The sequence below is a fragment of the Nonomuraea sp. B1E8 genome (assembly GCF_039871515.1).
Classification (GTDB): Bacteria; Actinomycetota; Actinomycetes; order Streptosporangiales; family Streptosporangiaceae; genus Nonomuraea.
Genome location: NZ_JBDPLS010000004.1, coordinates 277,896 through 293,767 on the forward strand (window position 1 = coordinate 277,896; position 15,872 = coordinate 293,767).

Annotated in this window: 13 protein-coding genes; 5 read left to right on the forward strand and 8 right to left on the reverse strand. The window is 71.7% G+C overall.

The features are described from left to right. Positions 1 to 71: 71 nt before the first annotated feature. Positions 72 to 542: an ATP-binding protein gene (locus tag ABGA98_RS16255; RefSeq protein ID WP_347619125.1), complete on the forward strand. Its 471-nt coding sequence runs from the start codon at positions 72 to 74 to the stop codon at positions 540 to 542. A gap of 61 nt (positions 543 to 603) precedes the next feature. Here ABGA98_RS16255 and ABGA98_RS16260 read toward each other — a convergent pair whose 3' ends face one another. Next, positions 604 to 1,569, reverse strand: coding sequence for a helix-turn-helix domain-containing protein (locus ABGA98_RS16260; RefSeq protein ID WP_347619126.1), 966 nt, complete (start codon positions 1,567 to 1,569; stop codon positions 604 to 606). Between the two features lie 136 nt (positions 1,570 to 1,705). Between ABGA98_RS16260 and ABGA98_RS16265 the strand changes: the two genes are divergently transcribed. Then, complete coding sequence (locus tag ABGA98_RS16265; protein ID WP_347619127.1) at positions 1,706 to 5,116, forward strand: S8 family serine peptidase; 3,411 nt, start codon at positions 1,706 to 1,708, stop codon at positions 5,114 to 5,116. 104 nt (positions 5,117 to 5,220) lie between these two features. On the opposite strand, the gene ABGA98_RS16270 is transcribed toward ABGA98_RS16265, so the two are convergent. The 4 genes from ABGA98_RS16270 to ABGA98_RS16285 are packed head-to-tail and all read right to left on the reverse strand — an operon-like array spanning position 5,221 to position 9,049. Next, the gene (locus ABGA98_RS16270; protein ID WP_347619128.1) at positions 5,221 to 6,231 is read right to left on the reverse strand and encodes a LacI family DNA-binding transcriptional regulator; all 1,011 of its coding nucleotides are present in this window, start codon (positions 6,229 to 6,231) and stop codon (positions 5,221 to 5,223) included. A 51-nt stretch (positions 6,232 to 6,282) separates the two neighbouring features. After that, positions 6,283 to 7,095: an ATP-binding cassette domain-containing protein gene (locus ABGA98_RS16275; RefSeq protein ID WP_347619129.1), complete on the reverse strand. Its 813-nt coding sequence runs from the start codon at positions 7,093 to 7,095 to the stop codon at positions 6,283 to 6,285. Then, positions 7,092 to 8,054, reverse strand: coding sequence for an ABC transporter permease (locus ABGA98_RS16280; RefSeq protein WP_347619130.1), 963 nt, complete (start codon positions 8,052 to 8,054; stop codon positions 7,092 to 7,094). The genes ABGA98_RS16275 and ABGA98_RS16280 overlap by 4 nt, the downstream gene beginning before the upstream one ends. 11 nt (positions 8,055 to 8,065) lie before the next feature. Continuing rightward, positions 8,066 to 9,049: a sugar ABC transporter substrate-binding protein gene (locus ABGA98_RS16285; RefSeq protein ID WP_347619131.1), complete on the reverse strand. Its 984-nt coding sequence runs from the start codon at positions 9,047 to 9,049 to the stop codon at positions 8,066 to 8,068. 148 nt (positions 9,050 to 9,197) lie between these two features. Between ABGA98_RS16285 and ABGA98_RS16290 the strand changes: the two genes are divergently transcribed. Continuing rightward, a complete protein-coding gene (locus tag ABGA98_RS16290; protein ID WP_347619132.1) occupies positions 9,198 to 10,286 on the forward strand; it encodes a carbohydrate kinase in 1,089 nt (362 codons plus the stop codon). Between the two features lie 106 nt (positions 10,287 to 10,392). Here ABGA98_RS16290 and ABGA98_RS16295 read toward each other — a convergent pair whose 3' ends face one another. Next, positions 10,393 to 11,217 carry a PIG-L family deacetylase gene (locus ABGA98_RS16295; protein ID WP_347619133.1) on the reverse strand — a complete coding sequence of 275 codons (825 nt, stop codon included), beginning with the start codon at positions 11,215 to 11,217 and terminating at the stop codon, positions 10,393 to 10,395. Positions 11,218 to 11,348: 131 nt separating this feature from the next. Next, on the reverse strand, positions 11,349 to 12,749 hold the full coding sequence (locus tag ABGA98_RS16300; protein WP_347619134.1) for a tetratricopeptide repeat protein: 1,401 nt from the start codon (positions 12,747 to 12,749) through the stop codon (positions 11,349 to 11,351). Positions 12,750 to 13,102: 353 nt separating this feature from the next. Here ABGA98_RS16300 and ABGA98_RS16305 point away from each other — a divergent pair, with 353 nt between their 5' ends. Further along, positions 13,103 to 13,702: a TetR/AcrR family transcriptional regulator gene (locus ABGA98_RS16305; protein WP_347619135.1), complete on the forward strand. Its 600-nt coding sequence runs from the start codon at positions 13,103 to 13,105 to the stop codon at positions 13,700 to 13,702. After that, the gene (locus ABGA98_RS16310; RefSeq protein WP_347619136.1) at positions 13,699 to 14,424 is read left to right on the forward strand and encodes a phytanoyl-CoA dioxygenase family protein; all 726 of its coding nucleotides are present in this window, start codon (positions 13,699 to 13,701) and stop codon (positions 14,422 to 14,424) included. The genes ABGA98_RS16305 and ABGA98_RS16310 overlap by 4 nt, the downstream gene beginning before the upstream one ends. A 58-nt stretch (positions 14,425 to 14,482) precedes the next feature. On the opposite strand, the gene gdhA is transcribed toward ABGA98_RS16310, so the two are convergent. Further along, positions 14,483 to 15,823: an NADP-specific glutamate dehydrogenase gene (gene gdhA / locus ABGA98_RS16315; protein ID WP_347619137.1), complete on the reverse strand. Its 1,341-nt coding sequence runs from the start codon at positions 15,821 to 15,823 to the stop codon at positions 14,483 to 14,485. Positions 15,824 to 15,872: the final 49 nt, after the last annotated feature.

The window sequence follows — 15,872 nt, forward strand, 5'->3', positions numbered from 1 at the left end:
ATTCCCATCCGTGCGGAAAGAGCTTACCGTAGTATGGGAGCGCTCCCAAAAAGCCGAGAGATGTGATGTGCATGCCCCTCCGCCACGGGTCCCCGCCCGCGACGCCGATCCGGACGGCGGAGCACCTGCTGCCCTCGGTGCCGGCCGGCGTCGGGGAGGCGCGCGCCCTGGTCCGCGCGGACCTGGTCGCATGGGGCCACGACGACCTGATCGACGACTGCCTCATCATCGTCAGCGAACTCGTCACCAACGCCGTGCTGTACGGCGGGTCGGCGTACGCGCTCCGCCTGGAGGACCGCGACGACCGCGTCTACGGTGAGGTGTTCGACCCCGGCGACGGCGTGCCGCGCCCGCGCTCGCCGGGGCCCGACGCGACGTCGGGGCGGGGCCTGCGGATCGTCGCGGCGATCGCCGACGACTGGGGAGTGCGGGCGGCCGACGGCGGCAAGGTCGTGTGGTTCTCGGTCACCGACCCCGCGCCGGCGCGCCCGGCGGCCCTCCAGGTGCCGCCGTCGGACGCGGAACATCCTCGCGACCATTGACGCGCTCCCGACTGCCGAGGGGAGCCGGCTCTCGGCTTCGCCGGCACATCACCCGAACGGTTCAGATCCAGCCGCGCCGGGTCGCCTCCATCGCCACCTGGAAGCGGGTTCGCGCGCCCAGCCGCCGCATCAGCTTCGTGATGTGCCGCTGCACCGTTCGCTCACTCCATCCCAGCGCACGGCTGGCCGCGCGGTCCGTCGCGCCCGACGCCAGGAGCGTGAGCAGCCGTTCCTCGTCGTCGGACAACTCCCCGACCCCCGCCGTCATCCGGACGGGCACGCTGCGCTCCCACAGCGCCTCGAACAACGCCACCAGGGCGTCCAGCAACGGTGACGGGTGGATCAGGTACGACGCCGTGACCGCGTCGTCGCCGGCCCGCAGCAGCGGGATGATGGCGAGCCGGTCGTCGGAGATGGCCAGCTTCATCGGCAGGCCGGCGGCGATCCTGGCCTGTTCCCCGTGCCGCATTCCGGCCGTCACGTCCTCCAGCCAGCCGGGGAGTTCCAGCACGCTGGTGTCGTAGATGACGCGATATTTCACACCGCGCCGGAGCAGGTTGAGCTCGATCGGGTTCGACTCGGTGTGCTGCTGCGGAGCGGCGTACGGCGGCCGGTCGAACCCGCGCATCTGCGCCCGCGTGTCCTGCTGCATCCGCACCCACCGGTGGTTGACCTCGTCGCGGCCCGAGACCACCTCGATCAGCTCGCCGGGGTGGGCGAAGCGGGTGCCGGCTCGGTAGACGTCCATCAGCGACCTGATGTGCGCGCGCACGCCGTCCAGTTCGCGTTCGCGCTCGCGCAGGATGGCCTCCAGGCTGCTGTCGGGCGAGACCGCGACGTAGCGGGTGGGCCGGCCGACCGAGCGGGTGGCCAGCCCGAGTTCCACCAGCGACTGCAGGATGCGCCGCGCGGCCGTGGCGGGCAGGTGGCAGTCGCCGACGATCTCGGTCACCGTCGCCTGCGTCCGGCGGACCAGGGCGTCGTACACCTCCTCGTCCTGGGGCCTGAGTCCGATGGCCTCGAGCACGCCGCTCCTTCTGAATGTCGGGATCACGTCATATGGCGGAAATTCGTCACACATCGATCTTGTCAGGAAATGTCGGGAGATGTCAGCGTTCCAGGTGCACCATCGGCCCCCGTGGCCACAGCACCGAAGGAGCACCATGCCGCCATCCTCCCGACGATCCGCCACGCGTCGCCTGCTCGCCTCACTGTTACCGGCCGTCATGCTCGGCGCGCTGGTAGCGGGCCCGGCCGCGGCGGAGACCCGTACCGCGGATCCGGAGGCCGCACCGAAGATCGACCAGAAGCTGACCGCGCAGCTCAAGAGTGCCGACGCGCGCGTCGAAGCGGCCGTCGTGCTGCGAGTCCCCCACACGCCGCCCGGCGCGCCGGTGTCCCGCGCCGAGGCGCGGGACACGCTGCGGCGCAGCGCCGAGGCCAGCCAGAACCCCGTGGTCCGGCTCGTCACCTCACGCGGCGACCAGGTGGTCAACACCTTCTGGCTGAAGAACATGGTCCTGGTACGGGCCACGCAGGGCACGCTGAACGCCCTGGCGGAGCTTGAGACGGTCGAGCGCATCATCCCCAACTTCACCTTGACCGCGCCCGACCCCGGGAAGGGCGCCACCACCAAGGCCGCAGGAGCCTCCACGTGGGGCATCGCCAAGATCGGCGCCGACCGGGTGAACAGCGAGCGCGGGCTCACCGGCAAGGGCGTGCACGTGGCCGTGCTCGACACCGGCATCGACATCACCCACCCCGACCTGCAGGGCAAGCTCGTCACCGCCGACCCCTCGGACCCGAGGCATCCGGGCGGCTGGATCGAGTTCGGCCGTGACGGCATGCCGGTGGCCTCGGAGCCGCACGACAGCAGCTCTCACGGGACACATGTGGCGGGCACGATCGCGGGCGGCGACGCCTCCGGCACCCGCATCGGCGTGGCGCCCGGCGTCAGCCTGATGGGCGCCCTGGTCATCCCCGGCGGGCAGGGCACCTTCGCCCAGGTGATCGCCGGCATGCAGTGGGCGATCGCGCCGTTCTCGGCCGACGGGACCAAGGTGGGCGAGCCGGCCGACATCGTCAGCATGTCGCTGGGCGGCGAGGGCTACGCCGACGAGATGATCCAGCCGGCCAGGAACATCTACTACGCGGGCGCGTTCCCGTCGTTCGCCATCGGCAACAACTGCCGCCCCGGCTCGTCGGGCAGCCCGGGCAACGTGTACGAGTCCGTGGCCGTGGGCGCGACCGACGCCGACGACAACGTGCCCGACTTCTCCTGCGGCGGGGTGGTCGACCGGACCGACTGGGTCGACGCCCCGCCCGAGTGGCCGGACTCGTACGTCGTGCCCGACGTGTCGGCGCCCGGCGTCGACGTGCTGTCGTCCATGCCCGGGGGCGGGTACCAGGCGCTCAACGGCACCTCGATGGCCACGCCGCACGTGTCGGGCACGGTCGCGCTCATGATGGAGGCCCGTCCTGACCTGACCGTGGACGCCGCGCTGGACATCTTGACCGGCACGGCCGTCTCCGACGACCGGTACGGCCCTCGCCCGAACCCCCGCGTCGGCGCCGGCCGGATCGACGCCTACGCCGCCGTCGCGGAGGCCGCGCTCGAAAGCGGCGTGCGCGGCGTCGTCACCGACGAGCGCACCCGCGGGCCGCTGGCCGGCGTGAAGGTGGCCAGGACGGACGGGCGCAGCGTCGAGACCGGCGAGGACGGGCGTTTCGAGCTGCGACTGCCCGAGGGACAGCACCGCCTGACGCTGTCCCGGTTCGGTTACGAGGACCGCACGGAGACCGTACGCGTCCGGGCCGGCCACCTCTCCGACGAGCGTATGAAACTGGAGCGTACGAACTGGGGCACGCTGTCCGGGCGGGTGACCTACGGGCCGACCGGGTCGACGGTGCCCGGCGCCACGGTCACGGTGCTCGACGTGCCCGACGACCTGTCGGCCACCACCGACAAGCACGGCCGCTACACCATCAAGGACGTCCCCTACGGCGACGACTACCGCGTCTCCGCGAACGCCCCCGGCATCTCACGCTCGGAGCCCGCGCAGACGAGCGTCGGCCGAGGAAGGAACACCACCGACCTGACCCTCCCACGGCGTCCCGGCACCGAACGGGTGTCGCTGGGTACCGACGGCCGCCAGGCCAACCACGAGACGTGGTGGCCGGAGCTGAGCGGGGACGGGAACGTCGTGGTGTACGCCAGCTTCGCCTCCAACCTCGTCAGCGACGAGGACACCAACGGCGAACTGGACATCTTCGCCACCGACCTGCGGACCAGGACGACCGAGCGGGTGTCGGTGCCGACCGGCGGAGGCCTGGGCGACTCGTTCTCCCTGTCGCCGACGGTCAGCCACGACGGGAGGTTCGTCGGCTTCACCAGCGGGTCGACCAACCTGGTGCCCGGCGACACGAACGGGCAGACCGACGCGTTCGTGCGCGACCGGCAGACCGGCACGACCGAGCGGATCTCCCTGTCGTCCGAGGGCGCCCAGGGCGACGGGCTCTCCGGCGCGCCGGACTTCTCGTCGGACGGCCGGTTCGCCGTCTTCGTCAGCGACGCCGCCAACCTCGTGCCCGGCGACACGAACGGCCGCGCCGACATCTTCCTGCGCGACCGCCAGGCCGGCACGACCGAGCGGATCTCCGTCGCCCACGACGGCTCGCAGGCGGCCGACCAGTCCCGCGAGCCGTCCATCAGCGCCGACGGCCGTTTCGTGGCCTTCCAGAGCGACGCGGACGGCCTCGTCCCCGGCGACGACAACGGCGAGACGGACGTCTTCGTCCTTGACCGCGAAACCGGCGCGCTCAAGCTGGTCGTGTCCCCGCACCCGGAGACCGACACCAGGTCCCCGGTGCTCAGCGCCGACGGCAACGCGCTGGCCTTCACCAACGGCGTCGGGCTCGGCCAGATCTATGTCCAGGACCTGACGACCGGCAAGTCCACGCTGGTGTCGGCGAACAAGGACGGAGGCGAGGCCTCCAACATGTCGTTCGCGCCGTCGCTCAGCGCCGACGGGAGCCTGGTCGCCTTCTACAGTCTCGCCGACGACATCGTCGAAGAAGACACCAACAGGTCCAACGACGTGTTCGTCCGCGACGTCGCGGCCGGCACCAGCAGGAAGATCTCAGGAGCTCCCAAGGGAGCCGAGGGCGACGGCGGGGCCGACATGCCGTCCATCAGCGCCGATGGAAGGTACGTGGCCTTCGAGAGCTCCGCGGGGAACCTCGTCGAAGGCGACACCAACCACCGCTCCGACGTCTTCGTGCACGACCTGACCCCCGGCCCCGAGCCGCTGTTCGCACCGAGCGACCTGAAGATCACCCCGGAGCACTCCCGGTCGGGGCGCGTACGGGTGCGGGCCCAGGTGAAGAACGTGGGGGAGCGGGCCGGCGAGTACGCGGCCGTCTTGCGAGTGAACGGCCAGGAGGACCAGAGCAGGACCCTGTCCCTGCGGCCGGACAAGAGCGGGCGCGTCTCGTTCGACGTACGGCGTGGCGAGCCCGGCACGTACACCGTCGACCTCGGGCCCCTGTCGGGACGGTTCACGGTCCGCCACTGACGACCGACCGGCCGGGCCGCGCGGCGCGAAGCGGCCCGGCCGGCCGGTCACCGGCGCTTTCAAGGGGCCGCGGTCACGTGCTCGTTCGCTGAGAAGGGCGGACGTCACGGGGGCGGTGGGAGCTCGCCGGAGCCGCGGACGATCAGCCGGGTGGGCACCACCTGCCTGCGGGCCTTGGAGCGGTCGCCGTCCAGCCGCGACAACACCAGCTCCGCCGCCGCGGCCCCCATCCCCGCCGGATCCTGGGCCACCACCGTCAGCGGCGGGTCGAGGACCTCGGCCAGCGGCAGGTCGTCGAACCCGACCAGCGCGACGTCGGTGCGCCGCGCCCGGGCCAGCGCCACCACCGCGCCCATCGACGCGAGGTTGTTGGCCGCGAACAACGCCGTCGGCGGGTCGCTCAGCGCCAGCAACCGCAGGGTGGCCTGGGCCGCGGCATCCTGGTCGTGCCCGGTCTCCGCCAGTGAGCGGTCGAACGGCAGCCCCGCCCGCTCGAGCGCGTCGCGGTAGCCCTGGAAACGTTCGCGGCGGGTGTAGAGGGAGGCGGGCAGGTCGCCCACGAAGCCGATGCGGCGGTGGCCGTACGCGATCAGATGGGCGACGCCGGCCCGCGAGCCCTCCCGGTTGGCGCTGACCACGCTGTCGGCGGTCAGGCCCACCGCCGGGCGGTCGAGAAAGACGATCGGCAGCCCGGCCACCCGCTCGCCGCGCAGCCGCCGGTGCTCGCTGGTGGCCGACGGGACGATCATGAGGGCGCTCACCCTGCGGGCCAGGAACGTCGCGATCAGCGACTCCTCCAGGGCGGCCGTCTCGCTCGACGAGCCGACGATGAGCGTCAGCCCGCGGGCCCTGACGGCGCTCTCGACGCCGCCCGCGACCGTGCCGAAGAACGGGTTGCCCATCTCGGGGATGACCAGGCCGATCGCGGCGTCACGCGCGCCGACCCGCATGTTGCGGGCCATCAGGTTGGGCTGGTAGCCGAGCTTCTTGACGGCCGCCAGCACGCGCTCGCGGGTCTCGACGGCGACCGGGCCGTCGTCGTTGAGCACCCGCGAGACGGTCTTGGCGGTGACGCCGACCTCGCGCGCCACATCTGTCATCGTCGGACGCCGCATCCCGCCCATGCTAATGACCCGTCACAGCGGCAGGCGGAGTACGGGAACGTGTCACGACAGCCCGATCGCCTCCGCCGCGTCCTTGTCGGTCACCACGGACCTGCCCTCCGACAGCTGGATGGCGCCCGTCATGATGGCGACCACCTCGGCCATGCTGTGGTCGCCGGGAACGATCTCGGCGACCCTGCGGCCCAGGCGCTGGATGTGGACGCGGTCGGCGATCTCGAACACGTGCGGCATGTTGTGGCTGATCAGCACCACCGGCGTGCCGCGGTCGCGGACCTGCCTGATCAGGTCGAGCACCTGGCCGGACTCCTTGACCCCGAGCGCCGCCGTGGGCTCGTCCATCACCACGACGTTCGTGGCCCACGCCACCGCCCTGGCCACGGCCACGCCCTGCCGCTGCCCGCCCGACAGCGACTCGACCGGCTGGGTGAGCGAGCGCAGCCCGATCTTGAGCTCGGCCATGTGCCTGGCCGACTCCTCGCGCATGCGCTTCTTGTCGAGCATCCGGAAGACGCGGCCGAGGATGCCCGGCTTCCGCAGCTCCCTGCCGAGGAACATGTTCGTCGCGATGTCCAGCGAGGCCGCGACCGCGAGGTCCTGGTAGACGGTCTCGATGCCGTGCCTGCGGGCGTCGAGCGGGTCGCGGAACCGCACCGGCTTCCCGTCGAGCAGGATCTCGCCGGAGTCCGGCTGCAGCGCGCCCGTCAGCGCCTTGATCAGGCTGGTCTTGCCGGCGCCGTTGTCGCCGATGACCGCGAGCACCTCGCCGGGCATCAGGTCGAAGTCGGCGCCGTCGAGCGCGGTCACGTGGCCGTACTTCTTGACCAGGCCGCGCGCCTGGAGCACGGGTGCGGTCATCGGGTCCTCCTGCGGGAGAGCTGGTCGACGGCGACGGCGAGGATCACCAGGATGCCCGTGATGAGCGTCTGGTAGATCGACGGTACGCCCATCAGCTGCAGGCCGTTCCTGAACACCCCCACGATGAGGGCTCCGACCAGGGTGCCCAGCACCATGCCCCGGCCGCCGAACAGGCTGGTGCCGCCGAGCACGACCGCCGTGATGCTGTCGAGGTTGTCGGTCTGGCCGGCCTGCGGGTCGCCCACGCCGGTACGCGAGACGAGCAGCAGGGCCGCGATGCCGTACACGAAGCCGGCCAGCGTGTAGACGCCCACGGTCAGCCGCCGCGTCCTGATGCCGGTCAGCCGGGCCACCTCGGGGTTGTTGCCCAGCGCGTACACGTGCCGGCCCCACGCGGTCGAGCCCAGCAGGTACGCGAACAGCAGGAACAGCAGGATCGTCAGCAGCGAGCCGTAGGTGACGTTCGTCTGGCCGACCTGGAACGTCTGACCGAGGAACGTCAGCAGCGGCGGCAGGTCCGTGACGGTCTGCTCGCCGGAGTAGATGTGGGTGAGCGCGAACGCCACGTTCAGCATGCCGAGCGTCACGATGAACGGCGGCAGCGAGATCCGCGTCACCAGCAGCCCGTTGACCAGCCCGAACCCGGCGCAGACCGCGAGCCCGGCGGCGACCGCGAGCAGCGGGGGCAGGCCGCTGTCCACCGCCAGCTTCGTCATCACGATGCCGCCGAACGCCATGATCGCGCCGTTGGCCAGGTCGATGCCCGCGGTGAGGATGATCAGGGTCTGCCCGATGGCCAGCGTGCCGACCACCATGACCTGCTGGATGATCAGCGAGAAGTTCGTCCCGGTGAAGAACTGGTCGGTGTTCAGGCCGAAGTACAGGCAGGCCAGCAGGAGCGCGGCGAGCGGGCCCGCGACGGGGGTGCTGATCAGGCGGCGCGGCAGCGACGCTTCCATCACGGCCACGATCAGCCCCAGCAGTTCGCCAGGCCGAAGGCGGTGTCCTCGGCCTCGACTCCGTCGGCCGCCTTGTCGGTGATCAGGGTGACGCCGGTGTCGGTGTAGCCGGAGGGCTTCTGGCCGCCCTTGGCGTACGAGGCCACCGCCTTGACACCGTCCTCGGCCATCTTGAGCGGGTACTGCTGGCTGGTCGCGGCGATCTGCCCGGACTGCACGGCCTTGACGCCGGTGCAGCCGCCGTCCACCGAGACGATCAGCACCTCCTTCTCGCGGCCCTTGGCCTTCAACGCCGTGTACGCGCCCAGCGCGGCGGGCTCGTTGATGGTGTAGACGAGGTTGATGTCGGGGGCCTTCTGCAGGCAGTTCTCCATCGCGGTCTGGCCCTTGGCCTGGTCGCCCCTGGTGTCCTGGGAACAGACGACCGACGGGTCGCCCTCCTGGATGCCGAACCCCTTCAGGAAGCCGTCGTGCCTCAGCTTGCCGACCGTGATGCCGGGGGCGAGGTCAAGAGTGGCGATCTTGGCGGGTTTGCCGGCCATGGCGGCCTTGGCGTACTGGCCGATCAGCTCGCCCGCCTTGAGGTTGTCGGTGGCGAACAGCGCGTCGGTGGCCTCCTGCGGCTCCGTGGGGGTGTCGAGGGCGATGACGAGCACGCCCGCGTCGCGCGCCTTCTTGATGGCCGGGACGATGGCCTTGGTGTCGCTCGGGGTGATGAGGATGCCCTTCACGCCGGCGGCGACCATGTTCTCGATGGCGGTGATCTGGGCGGCGTTGTCGCCGTCGAACTTGCCCGCCGCGCTCATCAGCTCCATGCCGCCGGCCTGGGCCGCCTTCTGCGCGCCCTCCTTCATCTTGACGAAGAACGGGTTGGTCTCGGTCTTGGTGATCAGTCCTACCTTGGGGGCGGCGGAGTCGCTTCCCCCGCCGCTGCCGCCGCAGCCGGTGACGAGAAGCGCGGTGACGAGGAGGCCGGCCGAAAGCTGTGCATTCATGGCGCTGTCCTATCAGGGGGGATCCGATGTCATCGTTGACATATGTCAACGTTGACATCTTCCGTGCTGCGATGATGAACTCCGATCCTGGAAACGTCAATGCCCTGCTGCCGTAACGAATCGGCAACATGCCAGAGAGGCAGGTCCGATGATCGCCGTCCTGGGCGAGTGCGTCGCCGACAGCTTCACCACGCGCCACCCGGCCGCGCCCAGCGGGCCCGCCCCCACCACGCCCGCCGACCCTGCACCGCCCGCCGGCGACCCGCCCACCCCGGTCGGCGGCGCATCGCGACCCGGCGGTGAGCCGCCGGGCGAAGGCGGTCGGCCGGTCGGTGGTGAGGTGCGGCCGGGCGAGAAGACCGAAGGGCTGGCGCTGCGGGTGCTGCCGGGCGGGGGGCCGGCGAACACGGCGGTGGCGCTGGCCAGGCTCGGCACTCCCACCCGCTTCCTGGGCCGCCTTTCGCGTGACGTGTTCGGCGAGATGTTCCGCGACCGCTTCACCGCCTCCGGCGTGGACCTGTCGGCGTGCGTCGAAGCCGAGGAGCCGAGCACGCTCTCCGTCGCCGCTCTCGACCCGCACGGACGGGCGGCCTTCACGTTCTACTCCGACGGCGCGGCGGACTGGCAGTGGCGGCCGCACGAGCTGGACGCGCGGCGCGTGGGCCCCTTCAGGTGCCTGCACACGGGCTCGATGGCACTGGTCGGAAAGCCGGGACGGGAGGCGGTCGAGGAGTTCGCGAGCTCCGCCGCCGAGCATGCGACGATCTCGATCGACCCGAACGTGCGTCCCAGCTTCGCCACCAGAGACGACTATCAGGTCACCCGCTGGTGCGAGTGGACCGACATCCTCAAGCTCAGCGACGACGACCTGGACTTCCTGCTGCCCGGCACGTCGATGGAGCGTGCCTGCGACACCTGGCACGCCGCCGGCGCCCGCCTGATCGTCGTCACCAGGGGTGCGGCGGGCGCCATGGTGTCGGTGGACGGCGAGCGGGCGGGCGTGCGGGCACCGGAGGTGGACGTGGTGGACACGGTCGGCGCTGGCGACGCCTTCACCGCCGGGCTGCTGCACGCCTTGGACGCCCAGGGCCACCTGGGCGGGCGTCTCGACGATCTGGACCTCGCGACGGCGGTGGCGGCGGCCGGCTTCGCCACCCGGGTGGCGGCCCTGACGTGCTCAGTGGCAGGCGCCAACCCACCCTGGTCCCACCAGCTCACCACCCCCGCCCCGCGATGACCCCGAAGCGACCGACCCGGCAGGACCATGGGGCGCCCGCTCCGGCATGATCCGACCGCCTCTGGCTGGCTCCGGCCAGCGGGGGACGCGACGCACGGCGGATGGATCACGTGGGGCGCAGGCCGGCGAAAAGGTCTTCCTCGCGGGCGGGGGCGTCGACCTTGCACAACTTGCGCTCGAAGGCCTCGCGGGAGAACGCCTGCTGCTGGATGTGCTCAGGCATGTCCAGCACGAAGATGCTCTGCCCCTGGCTCTCGTGCGCCTTGAGCGCCTTGAGCTTGCGCTCGGTGTAGGGGCCGACGTCGACGAGGGTGGTGACCCGCTCGTCCGGGGTGCCGAAGTCGCCGGACGGCTCGAAGCCGAGCTCGACGCCGTGCTCGCGCAGCAGCTCGAACATCTTTTTCATCTCGGCGCGGGGCATGGCCGTGTAGTAGAACTTCTCGGGGATGCCGGTCGCCTCGACGGCCGCGACCGTGACGCGGTGCGCCTGGACGTGGTCGGGATGGCCGTAACCGCCGCCGCCGGTCTCGTCGTAGGTGACCACGACCTGCGGCCGGTAGCGCTCCATCAGCGCGCCCAGCCTGGCGGCCGCCACCTCGACCGGCACGTTGGCGAACGCGCCGGCGTGGGCGTTGCCCTCCCATCCGTCCATGCCCGAGTCGCGGTAGCCGAGCAGCTCCAGGTGGTCGACGCCCAGGTGGGTGACCGACTCGCGCAGCTCGGCGAGCCGCCGCTCGGCGACCGCGGCGTCGTCGTGCCCGGCCTCGCCCGGCTTGACGCCACCCTCGGCGTCGCCCTGCTCGCCGTTGGTGCAGGTGACCAGGACGGTGCGGATGCCTTCGTCGGCGTAGCGGGCAAGGATGCCGCCAGTGCTCAGGCACTCGTCGTCGGGGTGGGCGTGCACGACCATCAGGGTGAGTTGCGGGTCCATGACCGGAACACTAGCGGCCGGTTCCGACAGTTGCGGCCCGCCGCGAGCTCGGCGCCGGCCCGGAGGCGCTCGGGGCCGGCGCTCAGGGCCGGTGTGCGCGGTGCTCGCGTACCTGGAGGATCAGCACGCCGTCACGTGCGGCCGCCGGTCCTGGCGAGGTCGCCGGCGCGGAGCCGGGCGGCCGCGGCGGCGGCGCGGCCGCCGAGGTGGTCGGCGAGCGCCGCCTGCTTGAGCCAGTTGTACGGGCTGCACGGCCGCACGTTGATCCGCTCGCTCACCAGCGCCCGCGCGACGTCACGAAGCCCCGCCCGCAGGGCCGCCTCCAGCAGCGTCTTCTGCACGGCGTCCCGCTGCGCGTGGCTGCCCCCGAACTCGTTGACCCGATGCCTGATGGGATAGAGCAGCTCCACCACCGAGGCGTGGTCGCCGCGCCCGAACGCCACGATGGCCCGGCACACCGGCAACCCGACCTGCAGCGTCATGGTGTGGTTGGTGACGCCGGGACGCGGCTCCCGCACGTACGCCTCCCGCTCCGCGATCAGCCGCTCGGCGTCGCCGATGCGACCGGCGCCGACGTACGCCATGACCGCGTGCATGTCGTTGAACGCGTAGAACGGCTCCGCCACCCGCGGCGGCCAGGCGGCGGCCAGCGCGCGCCAGCGTTCGTGCTGCTCCGAGCCCTCCAGGTGGAGGCGCCAGAGCAGGGCGGCGGCGTCGAGCAGCTCCATGCACGACTGCCCGTCCGCCAGCACCGCGTCGTAGATCTCCAGCACCCGCGCCACGTCGCCGGACTCCAGCGCGTACAGGCAGTAGTGCCACCAGGTGTGGACGTTGAAGAACGTGCCGGTGGACCAGTCGGGCAGCCGCGCGTCGAGGTAGCGCAGGCCGTGGCCGAAGCGGCCCTGCATCTCGTACGTGTGCGCCACCGCGTGGATGCCCCACACGTCGCGCGGGTTGAGCTCGACCGCGCGCAACCCCACCTCCTCCGACCGGTCGTAGTGGCCCGCCTCTTCGAGGCCGAAGGCGTACATGCCCAGGACGTGCCCGAAGTGCCGGTCGTCCGGGCGCCAGGCGTTCAGCGCGCCGCCGACGCGGTCGCGCAGCGAGCGTGCGTCGCCGGTGAAGAAGTCGATCTGGTGGCCTGCCACCAGCGCCAGGGCGTCGCGCGGGTGCTCCACGGTGATCCAGGCCAGCAGCGTGCCGCACCGCAGGAAGTCGCCGTCGAGCAGCGCCTGCACGGCGGCCACGTGCGCGCGCTCGCGGGGGAGCAGCGACGCCTCGTCGCCCGCGCGGCGGAACGCCCCGAACCGCGCCCGGGCCTCGCGCGCGTCGCCGGCCTCGGTGGTGAGCAGCCCCAGGTAGGCCGACAGGACGTTGCCCATCGGGAAGGCGGGGGAGTCGGCCAGCGCCGCCCTCGTCTCCGCGGCGACCTCTGCCCGGAAGTGCAGCAGCTCGTGGACGGCCCGGTCGTAGTGCCGCGCCGCGGCGGCGCTCGCCCCGCTCATCGCCAGGCCGTGCTGGTCGTCGAACACAGCTCCAATGTAACGGGGGGTTCACCCGTCCCGCGGGCCAGGGACCGTGCGTATCAGACCGTTCGCGTGCAGAGCTCGCATCACCTTCACACCTGCGGCGGATGCGATGCCGAACTCTTACGGGCAACGACCGGGACGGCCCGCCGGGTTCCCCGAGCCAGCTCTGTTGCCCTTCGCGCGCGACGGTCATCCCGGACCCAGCTTGACGGGGACGGCCGAAGTCCTCCCAGACCAAGCCGCGGCGAGTTACGGGGCCATCTCATGGGCACCTCCCGTCCTCGACATTGGCACGTCGGCCCGGCGCCGTCCAGTGAGGGCTGGTTAATTGAGTTGAACTCAACTAACTTGGGGGTGTGGAGCCCCTGACCGAACGCGCCGCCACCACCCGCCGCCGCATCCTCGAGGCCGCCGCGGCCGAGCTCATCGAGACCGGTGACGTCGAGGTCGCGGCCGTCGCCCGCCGCGCCGGGCTCAGCGTCGGCCTGCCCTACCGCTACTTCGGCACCCGCAGCGGGCTGATGAGCGCCCTGCTCGCCGACTTCTACGAGCGCCTCGTGACCGAGACCGTGCTCGGCCACTTCGACGGCACCACCTGGCTCGACCGCTGGCGGGCCCAGCTCACCGTGTGGGTCGACTGGGTGTACGACGAGCCGCTCGCGCCCGTCGTGCTCGGCCGCATGGTCGGCGACGCCCAGGTCGCCGCCATGGAGGCCCGCTGCGCCCGGCAGGTCATCGCCCTCGGCGCCGAGCACGTCGCCGCCGGTCAGGCCGAAGGGTGCGTCACCCCGGGCCGCGACCCCGGCCTCATGTCGGCCGCCGTCGTCGGCGGCATGCGCTCGATCCTCGCGGTCGTGCTCGACCAGGACCCGCGCCCCGGCCGGGCCGCCGTGCTCCAGGAGATCTGGGAGTTCACCACCGCCGCGCTCGGCGCCGCACGCGCGGAGGCGTCATGACCGGGACGGGGGCGATGTCCGCGCTGCACCGCGACGGCCACCTGGTCCTGCGCGACCTGCTGACCCCGGCCGGCTGCCGCCGCATCCGCGAGGAGCTGGCCCCGCTGCTCAGGCCCGCCGGCCGCGACCCGTTCCGTTCGCGCCACACCCACCGCGTGTACGGCGTGCTGCACAACACCCGCGCCACCGACCCCCTCATCGACCACCCCGGCGTGCTCGCGCTCGTCGACCGGCTGCTGCTGCCCAACTTCCTGCTCTCGCAGCTGGAGGTCGTCGAGGTGGGCCCCGGAGCGCCCGCCCGGCCGCCGGCCTACGACGACCGGCACTACCCGGTGCCCCGCCCGCGCCCCGCGCTGTCCGTCGCCGCGCTCTGGACCCTCGACCCGGGCACCACGCTCACGGTGTGGCCGGGCAGCCACCGCTGGGCGGGCCGCCATCCCGCCACGGCGGGCGTGCTGCTGGCGCCCCCGCCGGGCTCCTGCACCCTGCTCCTCGGCACGCTGTGGCACGCCCGGCCCCCGCAGCGGGGGCAGTCGCACATGACCGTCACCACGCACTACTGCGAGCCCTGGCTGCGCACGAGGGAGGCGTTCCTCCTGTCCCCGGGCAGGGACGTGGCCAGGCAGCTGAGCGCCAGGACCCGCCGCATGCTGGGGTACAGCATCCACCCGCCCGAGCTGGGGCTGGTGGACGGCATGCACCCGCACCGGCTCTTCGCCTGATCCACGCCCCGCCGGGCGGGCCTTCCGGCTCGAAGGCGGCGTTCGAAGGGGGGCGGGCTCAGATCAGGCCGAGAGCCAGCATCGCGTCGGCGACCCGCCGGAACCCGTCGATGTTGGCCCCGGCCACGTAGTCGCCCGGCATGCCGTACTCGTCGGCGGTCCGCAGGCAGCGGTCGTGGATGTCGCGCATGATCTCCTCAAGCCGGTGCTCGGAGAACTCGAACGTCCACGAGTCGCGGCTGGCGTTCTGCTGCATCTCCAGCGCGCTGGTCGCCACGCCGCCCGCGTTGGCGGCCTTGCCCGGCCCGAACGCCACGCCCGCATCCAGGAACACCTTGATGCCCTCCGGCGTGGTGGGCATGTTCGCGCCCTCGCCGACGGCGATGCAGCCGTTGCCGACCATGACGGCGGCGTCGCGGCCGGTGATCTCGTTCTGCGTGGCGGACGGCATCGCCACCTCGCACGGCACCTCCCACACGCTGCGGCCCGCCACGAAGGTGGCGTTGTGGCCGCGGCGCTCGGCGTACACGTTCAGGCGGCCGCGCTCGACCTGCTTGATCTGCTTGAGCAGGTCCAGGTCGATGCCCTTCTCGTCGAGGACGTAGCCGGAGGAGTCGGAGCACGCGACGACCCGGCCGCCGAGCTGCTCGATCTTCTCGATGGTGTAGACCGCCACGTTGCCGGAGCCGGACACCACGACGCGCCGGCCGTCGAACGACGTGCCGCGCGCTTTCAGCATCTCGTCGACGAAGAACGCGCACCCGTAGCCGGTGGCCTCCGTGCGGACCTGCGCGCCGCCGTACGCCAGGCCCTTGCCGGTGATGACGCCCGACTCGTAGCGGTTGGTGATGCGCTTGTACTGGCCGAACAGGTAGCCGATCTCCCGCCCGCCGACGCCGATGTCACCGGCGGGCACGTCGGTGTACTCGCCGATGTGCCGGTAGAGCTCCGTCATGAAGCTCTGGCAGAAGCGCATGACCTCGCGGTCGGAACGGCCCTTCGGATCGAAGTCGGAGCCGCCCTTGCCGCCGCCGATCGGCAGGCCCGTCAGGCTGTTCTTGAAGATCTGCTCGAACCCCAGGAACTTGACGATCCCGAGGTAGACCGACGGGTGGAAACGCAGCCCACCTTTGTACGGCCCCAGAGCGCCGTTGAACTCCACCCGGAAGCCGCGGTTGATCTGCACCTCGCCACGGTCGTCGGCCCACGGCACCCGGAAGATGATCTGCCGTTCGGGCTCGCAGATACGCTCTATGATCTTCGACTCGGCGTATTCGGGGTGCTTCCCGAGAACCGGGCCGATGCTCTCGAGCACCTCGCGCACAGCCTGGTGGAACTCCGTCTCACCGGGGTTGCGGCGAAGGACGTTGTCGTAGATCGACGACAGCTTCTCGTGCAACGCGTACTCCTCAGCTCACTGCATGCGTTCCTCACTGTAAGGGGAGGCT